The sequence below is a fragment of the uncultured Capnocytophaga sp. genome, assembly GCF_937936315.1.
In the GTDB taxonomy this organism is placed as follows: Bacteria; Bacteroidota; Bacteroidia; order Flavobacteriales; family Flavobacteriaceae; genus Capnocytophaga.
Genome location: NZ_CALGWU010000060.1, coordinates 46351 through 63546, shown reverse-complemented (window position 1 = coordinate 63546; position 17196 = coordinate 46351). Strand labels below are relative to the sequence as shown.

The window sequence follows — 17196 nt, the reverse complement described above, 5'->3', positions numbered from 1 at the left end:
AATATGGAAAGAATATCAAAAACAGTATTACATCTGATTATTATCAATGCAGTGTTGTTACTCATTACAGAACTGCATCTTATCCCGAATATAGACCTTACACAATTGTTGGCACTTCATTATTTCGAGAATACTCATTTTGGGTGGTGGCAATATGTGAGTTATATGTTTATGCACGGAGGGTTTACCCATCTCTTTTTCAATATGTATGCTCTGTGGGCTTTTGGGACTCCTTTAGAAAATATCTGGGGGCGGAATAAGTTTCTCTTCTTCTATTTCTCTTGTGGTGTAGGAGCAGCTTTGCTACACACTATGGTTAATTATTACTATGTACATCAAGGATTGGAAGCTCTTCAAAATGTAGGTGTATCAACTGAAGAGGTAATCAGCGCTCTTTCTGACAGAAAATATTTACCTATGTGGGAAACAATTATCAATAAGAGTACTTTTGATAATATGGCAGCTGCTATAGCTTCCCCTACTGTAGGTGCTTCAGGGGCTATTTATGGTATATTGGTAGCTTTTGCTATGTTCTTCCCCGATGCTAAACTGATGTTATTCTTCGTGCCTTACCCTATCGCTGCGCGCTATTTTATTCCTATCATTGTAGCCTTAGACCTCTTCTCAGGTTTTACAGGTTTTTCTCTCTTTGGTGGTAATATCGCTCACTTTGCTCACGTGGGAGGCGCTCTCATTGGCTTTCTTATTATGCTGTATTGGAAAAAACACAGCTTTGATAAGAATAGGTGGGACAGATTCAGGTAACAAGTAATAGATAACAAGCGATGAAGCGATTTATATTCATATTTGTGTTGTGTTGGTACGGCACCAATATATGGGCACAAACAGAAGTGCGGGGCAGGGTGATGCACGACACCATTCCGCTATCGGGGGTACACGTGCTAAACCTCTATACTCACGCCATCACCACTACCGATGCCAACGGCTATTTTACCCTTAAAGCGCGTGAACGGCATACTTTGCAATTTACTTTTGTGGGAATGGAAACTGTATACCGCGTACTTACCAAAACCGATTTTGGCTTTGGAGGGCTTAACATAGTAATGAATGTAGCTGTAAACCAACTAGATGAAGTACAAGTCTCACAATATCGCAAACTATCAGCTCAAGACTTAGGTATCTTGCAACATACCCCTCAAGAGCGTACTTTTGCTGAAAAACGACTATATGCTAGCAAGGGATTGGGTATTGTCTCGATTCTAAATACTTTGTCAGGACAAAAAAAGATTATCAAAAAAATAGTTGCCAACGAAAAGAATTTAGCAGTAGCACAATACATTCGCGAAAATATGAGTCCTTTTCTACAAAAAGAACTCAAACTAAACGAAGAAGAAATAGATATTTTAGCTTATTTTGTAATGGAACGCCCCGAGTTTCACGAGCTTGTACGCAAAAAAGACAACAAACCAATGGAGTTTATGCTTTTAGAAGCGTGGAATGAAGTGCAAACTGCACAAGCAACTAATTGATTACTGAACAACGGGAAGAGAAGAAGGAATTAGAATTTATGCTATACGAATGGTGAAATGAATTGAAAAATTCTCAAAATTAGTAAATTTGCTAATTAACAGATTTGCTAATAAAAAAAATATTCGTACCTTTGCTAACGAAAAAACAACGCTGATAAAATATATAAATAGAAGTCAGCCTCTATAATTTAATTTTATGAAAAGTATTGAAACAGCAAAAGCGTGGCTTTCTGACACTTTTGATGCAGAAACCCGCAGTAAGGTTCAAGCCCTCATCGATGGAAATCCCGATGAACTCAACGAAGCCTTTCACAAGAACTTAGAGTTTGGTACTGGAGGTATGCGAGGTATTATGGGTATAGGTACTAACCGTATCAACAAATACACTTTGGGGAAAAATACCCAAGGATTGAGCAACTACCTCAAAAAATGTTTCCCTAACCAAGAAATAAAAGTAGCTATCGCTCACGACTGCCGTAACAACTCTAAGAAATTTGCCAAAGTAGTAGCTGATGTATTTGCTGCTAATGGCATTAAAGTATTCCTCTTCTCCGACCTTCGTCCTACTCCTGAATTATCCTTCATTGTACGTTATTTAGGATGCCAAGCAGGTATCGTGCTTACCGCCTCTCACAACCCCCCAGAATACAATGGCTATAAAGTATATTGGCAAGATGGTGGACAAACTGTACCGCCTGAAGATGGCGATATTATGAAAACTATTGAAGCTATTGACTTCAAAGACATCAAATTCAATGCTGATGAGAGTCTTATTCACTATATCGACAAAGAGCTTGACAATGCTTTTGCCGAAGCATCTATCAAACACGGTGACTTCAATGCTCCTGAGAAAGACAAGCTAAAAATTGTATTTACTTCTTTACACGGCACCTCTATTACAATGGTACCCGATGTACTCAAACGCGCAGGATTTACCAATGTACATATCGTAGAAGAACAAGCCGTACCCGATGGCAACTTCCCTACTGTAAAATCACCTAACCCCGAAGAGCCTGAAGCACTTACTATGGCACTCAAAAAAGCCGATGAAATAGGTGCGGATATCGTAATAGGTACCGACCCCGATTGCGACCGTATAGGTATAGCTGTTCGCGACCTTCACGGCAAAATGGTACTGCTCAACGGTAACCAAACAATGGTAATGATGACTGAGTTCCTCTTGGAACAACAAAGCAAAAAAGGTTTTAAAGGCAATGAGTTTGTCGCTTCTACTATTGTTTCAACTCCTATGGTAAAAGCCATCGCCGATGCCTACAAAGTGGAATACAAAGAAGGACTCACTGGCTTCAAATGGATTGCCAAAATGATTAAAGACTTCCCTGAGCTCACTTTCATAGGTGGTGGTGAAGAAAGTTTTGGCTATATGATAAGCGATTTTGTACGCGATAAAGATGCTGTAACCGCTACCCTATTAGCTTGTGAGATTGCAGCATTCGCTAAAGCTAAAGGCAGTTCTTTCTACAAAGAATTACTACACGCTTATACTAAATATGGTTTCTATAAAGAATACCTCATCTCCTTAGTAAAAAAAGGTATTTCAGGCTCAGAAGAAATTGCCCAAATGATGATTGACTTGCGAGAAAATCCGTTGAAAGAAATTAACGGTGAAAAAGTAACCCTAATTTGCGATTACCAATCATCTAAAGCGTTTCATCCACTTACTAACAAGGTAGAAAATATAGATGTTCCTAAATCGAATGTGCTTATCTACCATACTGATAAAGGAACTCGTGTAGCAGCACGTCCTAGTGGTACAGAACCCAAAATTAAATTCTATTTTAGTGTAAACACTCCTTTAAGCAGTGTTGATACTTTTGAAGAAACCCAAAAGGTTTTAGACGAAAAAATCCAAAAGATTGTAGAAGAGTTGAAGCTACAATAAGTTTCCATATGTATACAAAGTGCCTCTATGCTTATTAGCTGGGGCACTTTGTTTGATAAAAAACAGAAAACAGAGCTTTTTAATTAAAAAGCTCTGTTTTCATTTCAATAAAGCTAAAATCTTTAGTTTATAAGATTAATAACCTGGTGTTTGAGTAACTGTTTCATCTCTACTCATAATATCGACATTAATAGGCCAAAGTAGTTTATGTGCTTCTGTAGCTTCATTTAATATAGGTTCTACAACACCAGCCACTTGACCATAGCTTGCTGCTCTTGAGAATGCAAGAGGTTTTCCTGAAGCATCTTGCAAACGACGAACATCAAACCAACGTTTTGACTCTGCTACGAATTCTTTATCGCGTTCTTTTAGAATAGCTAACTCATTGTCTGCAAAAGTTCCATTAGTATAAGCTACTGCTGGTGAATAATTAGAACCGTAAGCTCTTTGTCTAACTTGATTGATATAGGTAGACGGATCATTTCCTTCCTTATTAGCTATCTCAGCATACATTAGCAACACATCGGCATAGCGGTATACAGGCATATCATCAGCAAATACGCGTGTATTGGCAGAGTTGATAAATCCTATGTACTTGATAAGAGCAATACCTCTTCCTTGTGTTTTAGCTGCGTTTCCGTAGAATGATAGGAATGTTTTTTCTCTACGTGTATCGGTAGCATCAAAAGCTTGGAATAGCTCAAATTTATACTCGTTAAACAAGAAACCTCCTTGTATTTTTAGAGGGTCATTATTATCAAAAGCAACCCCATTTTCATCGAACTTGTTGTTAAAGTTAGGTGGGTAATACATAAATGAGCTAAACGGAGTACCTGATTCATTTTCTAAATTAGCCATAGCAAATATAATCTCGTTGTTTTGCTTTTTATTGTGAGCAAAGACATCAGCATAGTTAGGCATAAGGCTAAATTTACCTGAAGTAGCTACCCTATCTAGAGCGGCTTTAGCAGTTGCTAAATCAGTAGATTCAGGAGCTTGATCACCTGTTGTTACTTTAGCAGACCAAAGATAGATTTCTGCTTTTAGCATCAAGGTTGCATAATATGACCAATGTACTCTATCAAAGTTATTCACTTTATTTGAGTCTGTAAAGTGACTTTCTGATTTATTAATATCAGATTTGATAAAGTCTAAAGTAGCTTTTGGAGTACTACGTGCGGTAAATAGTTCTTTACCACTGGTAGGGGTTTTATCTAATATTTCAGTACCTGTTTTGATAGGAACACCACCGTATGTTCTGTAAAGCCAGAAATAGTACCAAGCACGGAGTCCGTACATTTGTCCTAAATAGTAGCTTTTGTTAGCCGCGCTTAGATAGTCAGCTTCTTCTATATTTTTAATAGCATTATTGATATTAAAAATTTTTCCGTAAAAGTCGAACCAAGAGCTATTATTAGGTTTTTCAGCAGTAAAGTTCTGTATTTTTATATCTGAGTACTGTATATTTTGTTCTAAAGAAGAAGTACCACCAGGTACCATAGTACCTCCTCGAGCTTCTCCTAACAACCAATAGTTGAAGCTATTGCTTCTAAATTGGTTATGAACGCCTTCGATAGCACCTACTACTTGTGCTTCATTTTTCCAAAAGTTTCCACTACCGTTATAGTCTAAAGGGGAGAGGTCTAAATCATTACAAGAAGTTGTAAGTAATAAACCTGCAGCAATTGTTATATATTTAAAAACTTTCATACGTTGCATTTTTTAAAAGGTTAGATTCAATCCTAAGATAATAGTTCTTGGTAATGGATAGCCAGAGCTTGATTGTCCTAATGCTTCAGGAGAGTAAGTTTCGGCTTTAGTGAGGTAACCCAAGTTTTGGCCTATCAAAGAAAGTTCTAAGTTATTGAGACCCATTTTTCCTACTATATCTTTTTCAAAATTATAGCTAAGAGCTACTTCACGGAAGGCTAAGTAACTACCTTCATAAATGAACATTGTTGAACTACGGTGGTAATTATTTTTACCGAGCTGGTCAGCCCAATAGTATTTAGGATATTTAGCGTTTGTATTTTCAGGAGTCCAAGTATCTTTTACTTGTTCAACGGTGTTGAAAGTTCCTTGCATATTACCTAAGTACCAAGGCAATGAGTTTCCTATTGAGATACGTTGTTTGAAGTTAAGGGCATAATCCATACGAGCAGAAAGGCGTAAATTTTTATAGCTTACAGTCGTATTAATACCACCAGTCCATTTAGGGAATATATTTCCGGCTTTCACTAAGTCGTATTTATCTATTTTTCCATCTCCATTAACGTCTTTCCAGATCACATCACCAGGCTGAATAGGTAAACCTTTTTCTTTTTGAGAATCAGTTAGGGCAGCCCAAGCAGCTGGTCCATACAATTTTTTAGAACCTGTTTCGTCTATTAAGTTATTAGCTAACTGACGTACTTGTTCTTCGTTTTTGTATATACCCAAAGCTTCGTGAGCATATATATCTCCAGGTTCTTGACCTTCTTGGTAACCACCCACCCATTTTTTATTACCTGTTGTGCCATCATATACTTCGAAAGCATCTTGTCGGTTGTTAGGGAGTCCGTTATTAGGTAGTTTAATTACTGTATTTTTGTTGTAAGCGGCATTAATGGCTAAATCCCATCTCAAATCTGGTTTTCTAATAATTTGGAAATTAGTTTCAATTTCTACCCCTCTATTTCTGAAAGATCCATTATTAGTATTAATAGCAGAAGCTCCAGATGAGTGAGGGAGGGTCATTGATTGAATTTTATCACTAGTTAAACGGTCATACACAGTAAAATTTGTATTGATACGGTTGTTGATAAAGCCTAGATCTAAGCCGACTTCAAAGGTACGAGTTTTTTCCCAACGGAGTCCTTTATTAGGGAAAGTACCGATAGCATAACCTATTGCTCCATTGTATTTATTGGTACCATAAGAGCCTTGTAAGGTATAATCACCAATAAAATCACTAGGTACATTACCATTCAAACCGAAACTGGTTCTTAGTTTTGCAAATGAAAGAATTTCTTTTACATTATCAGGAATAAAGTCTTCACGAGTGATAATCCATCCCAAAGAAGCTGCTGGGAAGTTACCCCAACGATTATTAATCAATCGAGAGTATCCATCACGGCGAATTGTAAAAGAGAATAGATATTTATCGGCATAGTCATAGTTCAATCTACCAAAGTATGATTTGATTCTATTATTATAGTGGTAAGAATCTATACTACGTTTACCTTCTTTGTTAGAAGTTAAGGACAAGTCTTGGAATTCATCAGTAGGAGCTTCGGAACCAGAAGCGCTAAGGCCACGAGTATAGCTATCGTAATACTCATAACCAGCCATAGCATCAAAGTGATGAGCGTTTATATCAAACTTATAGTTCAAGATACTGTTATAAGTTTGTCGGATGGTTCTATCAAAGCTAGCTGAAGTACTTCTACTTCTGCTCCAGTTATTAGCGGTTTTACCTGGTGAGAGTTGGTGGTCTTTATTAAAACCTTCATAAAATTCTTCATCAAACATTAACTGCCCGCTGACAGTTAGTGAGAGCCCTTTATATAAATCAGCTCTTAAGCTTTGACCAAAGTTAATTTTGTTAGTATTGTTATCGCGAAGATATACGCCTTCGTAGAAACGAGGGTTACCATCACCACCGCCGCGACCCATAACTATTTGTCCATTAACTTTTTCTTTTTGGGTAGGAGGGGCAGAGAGCATACGTCCGAAATAAGCCTCATCACCTATTGCATTAGCATTTTTATACCAAGTAGCATAAGCAATTGAGAAGTTACTAGTAGAGGTAAGCCAAGGTTTTAATTTATATTCGGCGTTCAAAGTACCAGTAAGGCGTTTATACCAGCTCATAATAGGTAGTCCTTCTTGGTGATAATATCCTAAACCTGCATAATATCTACCTTTATCGTTACCACCTGTCATTGATACAGAATAGTCTTTAGTAAGTGCGAATGGGCGGAAGGCAGCCTTTTGGAAATCAAAAGCGTAGAAAATAAGCTCTTTTCCAGTGATTGGGTCGGTCATTGTTTGCCATCCTTCTGAAAGAAGTTTTTGTTTTTGAGAAGGCGAAAGGCTTTCAGAGAACATAGTAGACCAATAAGCATTAGCATTTTCGTTAGGGTTTAGCACAGTATCATCGGTCATACTTACAAAATGTTTGTTACCAGTACCATAAGGTTGAGCTCCGTTTAGGGTAGCTTCACTAGTAAATCCTTTCCAAGCGCCAGAACTATTTTGCCATACTCTTGCGCTATTACGTATAGCATTACGTTGCCAATAAAGGTAATCGCGAGCGCTAAGAAAGTCAACTTGATTGTTCATATAGGCGAAGCTGTGTTTCAACTTTACATTAAGGGAAGAAGTTCCAGCTTTACCTTTTTTGGTAGTAACTAATACAACCCCATTACTTGCTCTTGCACCATAAATAGCTGTAGCACCAGCATCTTTCAAGATGTCCATTGATTCAATATCATCAGGGTTGATATCATTTAATCCTCCTCTGATTTGTCCATCGATAATGATGAGAGGTGATCCAGATCCATTAAGGTTAGTACCTCCACGAAGTACTAAGGTAGGTGCAGCTCCAGGACTACCAGAAGTTTGTGATACTCTAAGTCCAGCTACAGCTCCAGAAAGTGCTTGTGCTGGGTTAGCAAAAGAACCTGTAGAAAGAGCTTCAGCCTTTACGGTAGCTACCGAGTTAGTAACTTTAGCTTTCTTTTGAGTAGTACCATAAGCCATTACAACAACTTCATCTAACTGGTTAGCTTCTTCAGTTAAAGTCACATTGATAGGGCGTGCTCCTGAAACCTTACGCATTACAGTAGTATACCCCATAAAACTGAATTCAAGCGTTTCACCATCTTTAACATTGATGGAATAACTACCTTTTTCATCAGTTTGAGTGCCACGAGTAGTACCCTTTACTATTACCGATGCAAATGACAGCGGTGCGCCATCAGCAGTTACTGTACCGGTAATTTTTCTTTCTTGTTGTGCCCAACCTATAGAGGTGAACAAGATTAAGAAGAATGAACAAAATAAAAATTTTTGCCTCATAATTAAGTATATTTAATTTCCAATTAGTTACAATTTAAGTAGAATTATTTATTGCATTTATTAAAGAAGTCGATGCTTTCTAATTCTTTTTTTATGATTGCTTCTTCTTCATCGGTGATGTTTTGGAAAGGTGTACGGTTGATACCTAAGTCTAAGCCAAGCAGCTTCATTATGCGTTTGCCACATACTATATTACCGCGGTATTTGGCGATTACATTTATCACGTCTTGGGCATAATTTTGCAGTTCAGCAGCTTTAGCGATATTTCCTTTGTGGTATTCGTCTATAATACCGACTAAGACTTTGCCTATATAGCTACCAGTACCACTAATACCACCACGAGCGCCTCCCATTACAAGCGCATTGAGAATTGTCTCGTCTAAGCCGTAGAGCATATCGTATTTGCCGTTATTGTAGAGCATACATTGGTTGTACTCATAAAGCGGTTCGTAAGTATATTTGATACCCGCTAAGTTAGGAATACGACCATCGGCTGCTTTAAGGAAAGGTAACATGGGCAAATACACTCCGTTGAGTACCGGAATATGATAGAAATAGAAAGGCAAATTAGGCGCTCCGCAAGCTATCTCTTCGCAGTATTTCACTAATTCCTCTACCCTACCCGCTTTAGGGAAAGGTGAAGCCATAGCTCCAATACCAAAAGCTCCAATTTCTTGGGCGTGTTGTGCCATTTTATAGCTATCTTTGATGCAGGTAGCCCCGCAGTGTACAATCACTTTGAAGTCTTTAGGAGCTACTGATACCCATTTCTCGGCTATTTTCATACGTTCTTCAACTGTCATCATATAGCCTTCGCCTGATGAACCGTTGATAAATACTCCTATCAATCCATTTCTTTGCAAGAGTTTAGCATACTGATCGATAGGTTCTAAATTTACCTCACCTTTCTTGTCGAAAGGTGTAAAGGGCGCTACTATTAGCCCATTGATTTTTTCAAATGTCATATATTATAAATTTGTTAATTTGCTGATTTATTGATTTGGCGATTTACTAATTATTTGCCACACAATTCTCTTTTTGGTTTTAAGAAAGCTAACATTAGTACGATTGCTATAAGTACTATAATGGATAGTTTGCTAAAGTCAAGTCCTAAATTGCCTGTATCTTTAGAGCTTCCAAGCATTAGGGTAACAGCATAGCCTGCAAACACACCTACCATATTCATAATACCATAAGTAGTGGCACGCTGCCTTTGTGGAATAATCTGACAGAGGATAGGCATATTATTCGTGTCGAACATTCCGTAGCCTATACCAAAGAGCAAAGTAGCTCCTATCATAGCAAAGTACGAATGTCCAAAACCTAATAGTATTAATGATGGCACAGTAAGGAAAAGCCCAATGGTACTAGTATAAATACGCCCACGTATATTACGTTGTACCCATCTATCAGATAAAGGACCTCCAATCAATACCCCTATAAACGAAGCTATTGCAATAGAAATAGTAGCCATAGGCCCTGCAATAGCCATCTCTACCCCTAAGTTATCGGCAAAAAGAGTAGGTAACCAGTTTTTAGTAGCCCACCCTGGGAAACTTGGTGCCATAAAGTAAAAAAGCAATATCCAGAAAGAAAAAGTACCAAAAATAAGAGTAAGTGATTGCCATACCGAACTTTTGTTTTCTGTACCCGCTTCCTCCTCTTTTACTATATTGGTTACTAATGGTTTTCTTTCTATGTCGAATAACACAAAAACCAAGAATATTGCATATACAATACCAATAATACCAAACCAGTGAAAGACGGTATGCCAAGTGTAGTTAGCTGCTATAGTAGCACCAAAACCACCCAAAGCTTGCCCTGCATAAAGTCCTGACATGTGGATACCTACTGCCAACGAACGCGTTTTTGAGGTGTGATAGTCGGCTATCATAGAGAGGGCTGTAGCTAAGTAGAGCGCTTCGCTTACCCCCATTAGGGCACGTAGCCAATACACTTGATCAAAAGTAGTGGCGTATCCCATACCATAGGTTACCGCCGACCACACAAAGAGGCTGCCTACTATCATCCACTTGCGGTTGAGACGGTCGGCAAGGATACCTGCTACGGGGCTCATCAGTCCATAGATAAGAAGGAAGATTCCCATTAGGCGTCCGAAGTTTTCGCCGACTGCTAATTCTTTGATATCCATTTTCATCGACTCCTGCATCGTTGAGAGCATTTGTCGGTCTAAATAATTGAGTAGTGCCACTACCCATAATAGGGCAACTACTATCCAAGGGTATATTTTACTATTTTTCATAATATCTCCCCTACCCCTTCCCAAGGAAAGGAACTAGTGGGGCTTTTTAGTTAGACAATATTTTAAGTTTATAGGTTTTAGGACTGCGCACGCCAGGTTTAAGTTCTCCTTGAATGAGATAAAACTCATTGGGAGTACCTACTAAAGTAGCACCTGCACGAGCAAAATCAGGTTGTATATTGAGTACCGACCATTGTTTTGTGTGGGTGTCAAACAAATAGCATTCTTGGTTAAACTTGTAGTACGCTATAGGTTGGGTCATATAATGCGACATATAGTCGTAGTTTTTCTGCTTGCGTTGCTCATCTGTAAGGGAAGTATCTTTACCCAAGTGGTAAAGGTCTGTAATAGTATTGATGAATAGGCTGTGGTTCACACCTCCAAAACAAGCAATATAACGATTGTCAATAGCCAAAGCTGTAGCTCCTGTAAGTGAAAAGATTTCTTTATTAGGGTTTTCTTGTAGAGTTACTTCGTGCCACTGTTGTTGTTTGAGGCTAAAAGCTAGTACTTTTTCACCCATAGTAGGCGTTTTAGTAGCATCGCCTCCGAAAAATCCTCCTAAGACATACAAAAGGGTATCGTTATCTTTTTTGATGGCAGCTAATATGGGTTGAACCCTTGCATCACCAGGGAAATCGGGTAACTGTTTCCATTCTTTGCCAGTAGTGACATCTATATAAAATACTTTATTAGAGGCTTTTCCTGCAGCGCTTCCCCCAGCTATAAACACCTTGCTACCTACACTAGTTCCTGCAAAGTTGTCTAGAGGTTCGAGCAGAGCAGGAAAATCAGTAAGGGTAATAAGACCTTTTTCTTTTGAGTATTGCACTTTATAGCAATTAGCTAAAGAATTTGTAGCTGTTTGTCCTCCTATCCACAGATAGCCATCGGGAATGGCTACTGATACCCCATAAGCAGCAGCTTGGGGGAGTTTACCTATGGATTGCCATTGATTTTGTGTTTTATTAAAAAGAAGAATTTCGTCATAAAACACTTTTTTTCCACCTTCAAAACCTAGTTTATCAGGGAAGTTGCACCCTCCAGCTACTAATAGATTATCATCTATAAGAGCAGCATAAGCGGCAGAGACGCCTTTTTGAAGGTCGCCTTCTAAGCCTTGAGTAGTAAGTGCTGTAATATTCATTTTCATAGGTTGTTCTTTTTGGGTTTCTGTACAAGATATTAAGGCAAGGAGGAAAATTAATGACAACCTCCCCCTTACCCCCCCCAAGGGGGGAATGCAGTGAAGCAAAAGCGACTGAGTAGACTTTATCAAAGACCGTAGCACGGCAGGCATTAAAAACTTTGACAAAGTTTTGTATATTATATGTTCTTTATCATTATTCATTAACCATTGATCATTTCAATTGTTTTCCATACTTGATATAAGCCACGAGGTACGTGGAAACAGCCTTTCCATTTACCACCTTTCAGGTCGAGAAGTACTTCGCCTTGGCGGTTGAGGTAGCCCCACCATTCAGGATATTTAGGATCTTTGAAATGCTCCCAAGTGTAATTGTGTACTTTTTCAAACCACGCCAAACACTCTTTATTACCTGTAAGTTGGTATCCTTTTATGAGAGAGATGAGCGTTTCGATATGTACCCACCACAATTTTTGATCCCATTCTAATTGCTGAGGCGGGCAACCTTTTCTATCCATAAAGTAGTAAATACCCCCATATTGTTTATCCCAACCATAGTTGAGCATTGTTAGGGTAGTTTGTACTGCTTTTTCAATCAATTCGGGGCGGTTGAGGCGTTTGCCTAAATCCATTATAAACCACATTGCCTCAATAGCGTGCCCCGGGTTGAGGTGTCGCCCTTCAAAAGTATCAGAAAGTGTTCCATCGGTATTTACATTCTCTACTACTATACCGCCCAATTCAGGTCGCAAAAACACTTCCATCACTTCGTGGATACAAGCCTCCATTGCCTCCTCAATAAAGGAAGGTTCTAAAAGAGGTTCTATTTCTAGAGCTAAATTACATAAAATCATCGGGAGGGCAAAGTTCTTGAGGGAGCGCGTACCAGGGTGCGCTTTACTCCATTTGCCTTTGGGATTTTCTTGTTTGGAGAGGATGATATCAAAGGTTTTTTTGGCAATATCAGCGTATTCTTTATTGCTAGTAGCGATGCTTAGTTGCCCGAAAGCCATAGTGGCAAAGGTATAAGAGAAGATATTGTAGGGGTCTACCAAAGGGTTACCTTGTTGATCTAAAGAGAAGTACCAATTCAAGTTACCGTCATGGCCGTATTTTTTGAGGAATTCAGCACCTTGTATAGCGCAATCTAACCATTCTTGTCGTTTTTCAACACGGTTGTAGAGCATTGCAAATAACCATACTTCACGGGCTTGTAGCCAAATAAATTTATCGGTATCGAATATATTTCCTTCTCTATCGAGGCAAGTAAAGTAGCCGCCATATTTTTTATCTTGTGATTTTTCTAACCAAAACGGAATTACATTTTGTAAGAGTTCATCGCGGTATTGTTTTTCTAATTGTTTAAAATCCATAGTTTAATTTTGAATTATTCTTTTTAATTTAATAGCTTTATCCTCAATTTTAAATTTACATCTAAAATACCTCGCAAAAGTATAATAACTGTTTTAAAAAAACAAATTATTTATTAAATATTTTATTAAAAATTCAACCTTAACTCTAAAAACGAACACAAGAGACTAAAAATCAATCATATAAAAATTTATGTATTTTTTTATTTTCTTCGATTATTATTATATTTTTATTTTTATCTTGAAAAAAACTATATATTCATTGAAAATATTAAAATAAAAAAAGTTATCGTAAGCATCTAATAATACTATTCGTTTCTTATAAAAATGTGTCATGATTTTTTTTAATAAATAGAAGAGGATAGGGCTAGGAGTTAGGAGTCAGGGGATAGGGGTTGTCCCACTCACTTACTCGGTAATTGCCGTGCCCATACCCAGCTATGAGCACTCGCTGGCTTACCCAAAGGGGACAAGCCGCAAAAGTGAGTATTTATAGGAAAAATTGTTTTAATGTGATTTTTTTTAGGTTAAACTCATTGGCTAATTTGTCGATTACCCCCAACTCACTTACTCGGTAAATTTGCTAATTCTTACGGTTCATCAATACCTGAGGGGTTTAAACCTTTGCCACCACCAGCAGTATAGCCACGACTTTCACCTGTTTCCCAAGGAGATACCCAGAAAGCGTAGAGATCGCCATTGGTAAGGTAGAATTTAAAGCGTACGGGCTTGCCTTTGAGCGCTGTGAGGGTAGCGTTGTTTTTCCATTGTACTCGTGCTTTGGTACTATCACTTTTTTGCAATACTATACAATCCTTTTTAGTGAAACCTGCAATAGGAGAGCCGTTTTCGTCTAACACTTCTACTAATAGTTTGCCTTTCTTAACCGCAGCATTTACAAAGAGGTAATCACCATCAAAACTTACTTTCTCAGTAATAGCAAAAGCCTTTTTTTTATCAGCTTTGAGCGATACAAAACCATCACGACGCAAGGTAGCCAAACCAGTACTCATACCAGCATCCCACCAAATACCATTCTTAGAACGACCACTACTGTAGAAATAAAGAGAATCACCTACTATAATAGGCACTCCATTCACCGACTGCATATTGCCGTAATTCCAAGCCCCTTCGGTAGGATTCACTGGCATAAACGACTGGTGAGTAGGGCGTGCAAAGTGAAAACCATCACGACTGTAGCCTAATTGCACCTCATTTCGTTTAGGCATCATTGCTTTTTTGGCAACACCATTCTCAGGTCCTTGCCACTGACTGTAAAAGCCCAATATAATACTCTCATAGGCAATAGCATCAAAATTATAGATACCAGGGTCTACTTCGGGGTAATCAGGGTGACGTTTTTCTTTGTCATCGGGGGTGAACCAAAAGACATTATACTTATCATTTATTTGCCGACTCTTCATATGGGCAAGGCTTACAGCATCTTCTGGATTGGAATGCTCTAAGTAGGCGCGCGAACGGTTAGATACAGCCGGCACTGAATAGCGCATGCTGATAACCCAACGATGGGTAAAAGGATTATAAAACACAGAAGCTCTATCTGTTATACTGCCTGAGTGTGCTACGCCTTTATCCGTCCAATGAATACCATCAGATGAGTATTTTAGCACAAACTGATATTGCGCTTTATCGCTTTTATACTCATTATTATTCATTACTTTATATTCTACATTGAAGAATTTCCAGCGCTTAGCAGGGTCTTTTTCATTGCGGTCAAGCCATACAGTAGCAGCATCACGATTGTTCACATCCACGTAGTTAGTACCGGGCACTATATCTAACGAGGGTTTCGTCCAATGCTTACCGTCTACCGATTCGGCATAGCAGGTAGCCAAACCGTGTTTAGCTTCATTTGCTTGAGAAGCACCTGCTAAGTACCACATCTTAAACTTATTATCTTGTTCGTCATACCACACCCCATCGCTAAAAGGAGCTGCATAGGGATAACCTTCTTTGGTATTTTCCCAAGGTTTATCAGCTTTTAGCACAGGATTTTGCGCATAGAAATTGGGGGTATGATAAACTTTCTGCAAATGATTTTCGCTGAGCAAAAAGTCATCAACGAATAGTTGTCTACCGGTATTGATAGGTATCACTGCTGGCTTGTGTTGTAGGTAGGGTACCGGCATTTCTTTTCTCTCAGTAGGCTCTTCATAACGGGGTGGCCACTGTGCGGGTAGCGTTATACCGTTATGAAGTACCTGACCGAAAGCGGTATTTGCCAATACCATATTGAAAATTAAATATACTTTCTTCATTTAAATTGCTAATTTACCTTATTGGTTCATCAACCCCACTTGGGTTTAGCCCTTTACCACCGCCAGCAGTATAGCCTCGGCTTTCGCCTGTTTCCCAAGGCGATACCCAGAAAGCGTATAAGTCGCCATTAGTAAGGTAGAACCTAAAGCGCACCGGCTTGCCTTTAAGGGTGGCAAGGGTAGCGTTGCCTTTCCATTGTACGCGTACTTTAGTACTATCAGTTTTTTGTAGCCCAATACAGTCTTTTTTGCTAAAACCACTGATAGGGGTACCGTTTTCATCTAATACTTCTACTAACAATTTTCCTTTAGGAAGAGCCGCATTTACAAATAAATAGTCGCCGTCAAAACTTACTTTTTCGGTAGTGGCAAAAGCCTCTTTTTTGTCTGCTTTCAGCGATACAAACCCATCGCGGCGCAAGGTAGCCAAGCCTGTTGAAGTATGACTATCCCAAAACACATCACTAAGCCTACGTCCACTGGCGTAGAAGTAAAGCGAATCACCTACAATGATAGGCACCCCATTTACTGACTGCATATTACCCCAGTTCCACGCTCCTTTAGTTTCATTTACGTTCATAAAGGGTTGGTGAGTAGGGCGTGCAAAGTGAAAACCATCACGGCTATAGCCTAATGAGATCACATTGCGTTTTTGTATTTTATCTTGCTCACATACTTTGTTTTCAGGTCCAGCCCACGCACTATAGAATCCGAGTATGATGCTCTCGTAAGCAATCGCATCGAAGTTATAAATACCAGGTTCTACTTCAGGGTATTTTTCGTGGCGTAGCTCTTTGTCGTCAGGAGCAAACCAGTAGTGCATGTGCTTATCGCGGTCGTCTTTGCGTATGCGGTGGGTTACCGATACCAGCTCCTCAGGGTCAGAGTGCTCTACATAAGCACGTGAACGGCTTGACACGGGGGTGCCATAGCGCATACTAATGACCCATTTTTTAGTAAAAGGGTTGTAGAATGCCGATGAGCGGTCGTATATATCACCCGATTGTGCTACCCCTTTGCTCCAATGTACACCATCAGGAGAGTACTTGAGTACTATTTGCCAACGGCGATCGGACGGGCGACGTTCTACATTGAAAAGTTTCCAGCGTTTGGCAGGGTCTTTTTCATTGCGGTCGAGCCAAACTGTAGCCGCATCGCGGTTAGAGGTTTCTACAATATTAGTATTGCTATAAACTCCCATTGCGGGCTTTATCCAATGCTTACCGTCGGTTGATTCGGCATAACCAGTGTAGAAAGTTTGAGGGTCTTGCTTGTGGAGCGATCCAGCCCCAGTAAGGTACCACATTTTGTATTTGCCATCACGCTCGTCATACCACACCCCATCGCTGAAAGGAGAGGCATAGACGGCTCCTTGGGTAGTTTTCTCCCATTCTTTATCAGGTTCTAATACAGGATTGCCCGTATAATAAGTAGGGGTGTGATAAACCTTTTGCAAATGGTTCTCGCTAAGCAAAAAGTTATCTACAAATAGCTGTCTACCCGTATTGATAGGAATGACAGCAGGTTTTTGCTGCAAATAAGGCACGGGCATTTCTTTTCTCTCAGTAGGCTCTTCATAACGGGGAGGCCATTCAGCAGGTAGCTGAATACCGTTATGAAGTACCTGACCGAAAGACTTTACACATAAAGTAATTGAAAGTAAAAATATTATTCTTTTCATTA

Annotated in this window: 11 protein-coding genes; 3 read left to right on the top strand and 8 right to left on the bottom strand. The window is 39.1% G+C overall.

The genetic code is table 11. The features are described 5' to 3' along the window. Nucleotides 1–3: 3 nt before the first annotated feature. From Q0162_RS12415 to Q0162_RS12405, 3 genes are all read left to right on the top strand, one after another. A complete protein-coding gene (locus Q0162_RS12415) occupies nt 4–765 on the top strand; it encodes a rhomboid family intramembrane serine protease (protein ID WP_095900897.1) in 762 nt (253 codons plus the stop codon). A 20-nt stretch (nt 766–785) separates the two neighbouring features. Further along, complete coding sequence (locus Q0162_RS12410; protein ID WP_297892266.1) at nt 786–1490, top strand: carboxypeptidase-like regulatory domain-containing protein; 705 nt, start codon at nt 786–788, stop codon at nt 1488–1490. A gap of 196 nt (nt 1491–1686) precedes the next feature. Then, on the top strand, nt 1687–3393 hold the full coding sequence (locus tag Q0162_RS12405) for a phospho-sugar mutase (RefSeq protein WP_297892263.1): 1707 nt from the start codon (nt 1687–1689) through the stop codon (nt 3391–3393). A 135-nt stretch (nt 3394–3528) separates the two neighbouring features. On the opposite strand, the gene Q0162_RS12400 is transcribed toward Q0162_RS12405, so the two are convergent. The 8 genes from Q0162_RS12400 to Q0162_RS12365 all read right to left on the bottom strand — a co-directional run bounded on the left by Q0162_RS12400 (nt 3529) and on the right by Q0162_RS12365 (nt 17194). Next, the gene (locus Q0162_RS12400; RefSeq protein ID WP_297892261.1) at nt 3529–5103 is read right to left on the bottom strand and encodes a RagB/SusD family nutrient uptake outer membrane protein; all 1575 of its coding nucleotides are present in this window, start codon (nt 5101–5103) and stop codon (nt 3529–3531) included. A 12-nt stretch (nt 5104–5115) separates the two neighbouring features. Further along, nucleotides 5116–8454, bottom strand: a complete 3339-nt coding sequence (locus Q0162_RS12395) for a TonB-dependent receptor (RefSeq protein WP_297892259.1) — start codon at nt 8452–8454, stop codon at nt 5116–5118. Between the two features lie 44 nt (nt 8455–8498). Further along, nucleotides 8499–9419 carry a dihydrodipicolinate synthase family protein gene (locus tag Q0162_RS12390; protein WP_095897866.1) on the bottom strand — a complete coding sequence of 307 codons (921 nt, stop codon included), beginning with the start codon at nt 9417–9419 and terminating at the stop codon, nt 8499–8501. Nucleotides 9420–9469: 50 nt separating this feature from the next. Continuing rightward, on the bottom strand, nt 9470–10717 hold the full coding sequence (locus Q0162_RS12385) for an MFS transporter (protein ID WP_297892255.1): 1248 nt from the start codon (nt 10715–10717) through the stop codon (nt 9470–9472). Nucleotides 10718–10763: 46 nt separating this feature from the next. Continuing rightward, nucleotides 10764–12068 (bottom strand): cyclically-permuted mutarotase family protein, encoded by a 1305-nt coding sequence (locus Q0162_RS12380; protein WP_297892252.1) that lies wholly within the window; start codon nt 12066–12068, stop codon nt 10764–10766. Next, nucleotides 12068–13237 (bottom strand): AGE family epimerase/isomerase, encoded by a 1170-nt coding sequence (locus Q0162_RS12375; RefSeq protein ID WP_297892249.1) that lies wholly within the window; start codon nt 13235–13237, stop codon nt 12068–12070. Before Q0162_RS12375 ends, Q0162_RS12380 begins: the two co-directional genes overlap by 1 nt. Nucleotides 13238–13824: 587 nt before the next feature. After that, a complete protein-coding gene (locus Q0162_RS12370) occupies nt 13825–15513 on the bottom strand; it encodes a hypothetical protein (protein ID WP_297892247.1) in 1689 nt (562 codons plus the stop codon). Between the two features lie 13 nt (nt 15514–15526). Beyond that, nucleotides 15527–17194, bottom strand: coding sequence for a hypothetical protein (locus tag Q0162_RS12365; protein WP_297892245.1), 1668 nt, complete (start codon nt 17192–17194; stop codon nt 15527–15529). Nucleotides 17195–17196: the final 2 nt, after the last annotated feature.

What these genes read in the sequence shown, in the direction of transcription:
- Q0162_RS12410 (WP_297892266.1), top strand. Translation starts at nt 786, where the DNA reads ATGAAGCGATTTATATTCATATTTGTGTTGTGTTGGTACGGCACCAAT.
- Q0162_RS12370 (WP_297892247.1), bottom strand. Translation starts at nt 15,513, where the DNA reads ATGAAGAAAGTATATTTAATTTTCAATATGGTATTGGCAAATACCGCT.
- Q0162_RS12365 (WP_297892245.1), bottom strand. Translation starts at nt 17,194, where the DNA reads ATGAAAAGAATAATATTTTTACTTTCAATTACTTTATGTGTAAAGTCT.
- Q0162_RS12390 (WP_095897866.1), bottom strand. Translation starts at nt 9,419, where the DNA reads ATGACATTTGAAAAAATCAATGGGCTAATAGTAGCGCCCTTTACACCT.
- Q0162_RS12385 (WP_297892255.1), bottom strand. Translation starts at nt 10,717, where the DNA reads ATGAAAAATAGTAAAATATACCCTTGGATAGTAGTTGCCCTATTATGG.
- Q0162_RS12380 (WP_297892252.1), bottom strand. Translation starts at nt 12,068, where the DNA reads ATGAATAATGATAAAGAACATATAATATACAAAACTTTGTCAAAGTTT.
- Q0162_RS12400 (WP_297892261.1), bottom strand. Translation starts at nt 5,103, where the DNA reads ATGAAAGTTTTTAAATATATAACAATTGCTGCAGGTTTATTACTTACA.
- Q0162_RS12395 (WP_297892259.1), bottom strand. Translation starts at nt 8,454, where the DNA reads ATGAGGCAAAAATTTTTATTTTGTTCATTCTTCTTAATCTTGTTCACC.
- Q0162_RS12405 (WP_297892263.1), top strand. Translation starts at nt 1,687, where the DNA reads ATGAAAAGTATTGAAACAGCAAAAGCGTGGCTTTCTGACACTTTTGAT.
- Q0162_RS12375 (WP_297892249.1), bottom strand. Translation starts at nt 13,237, where the DNA reads ATGGATTTTAAACAATTAGAAAAACAATACCGCGATGAACTCTTACAA.
- Q0162_RS12415 (WP_095900897.1), top strand. Translation starts at nt 4, where the DNA reads ATGGAAAGAATATCAAAAACAGTATTACATCTGATTATTATCAATGCA.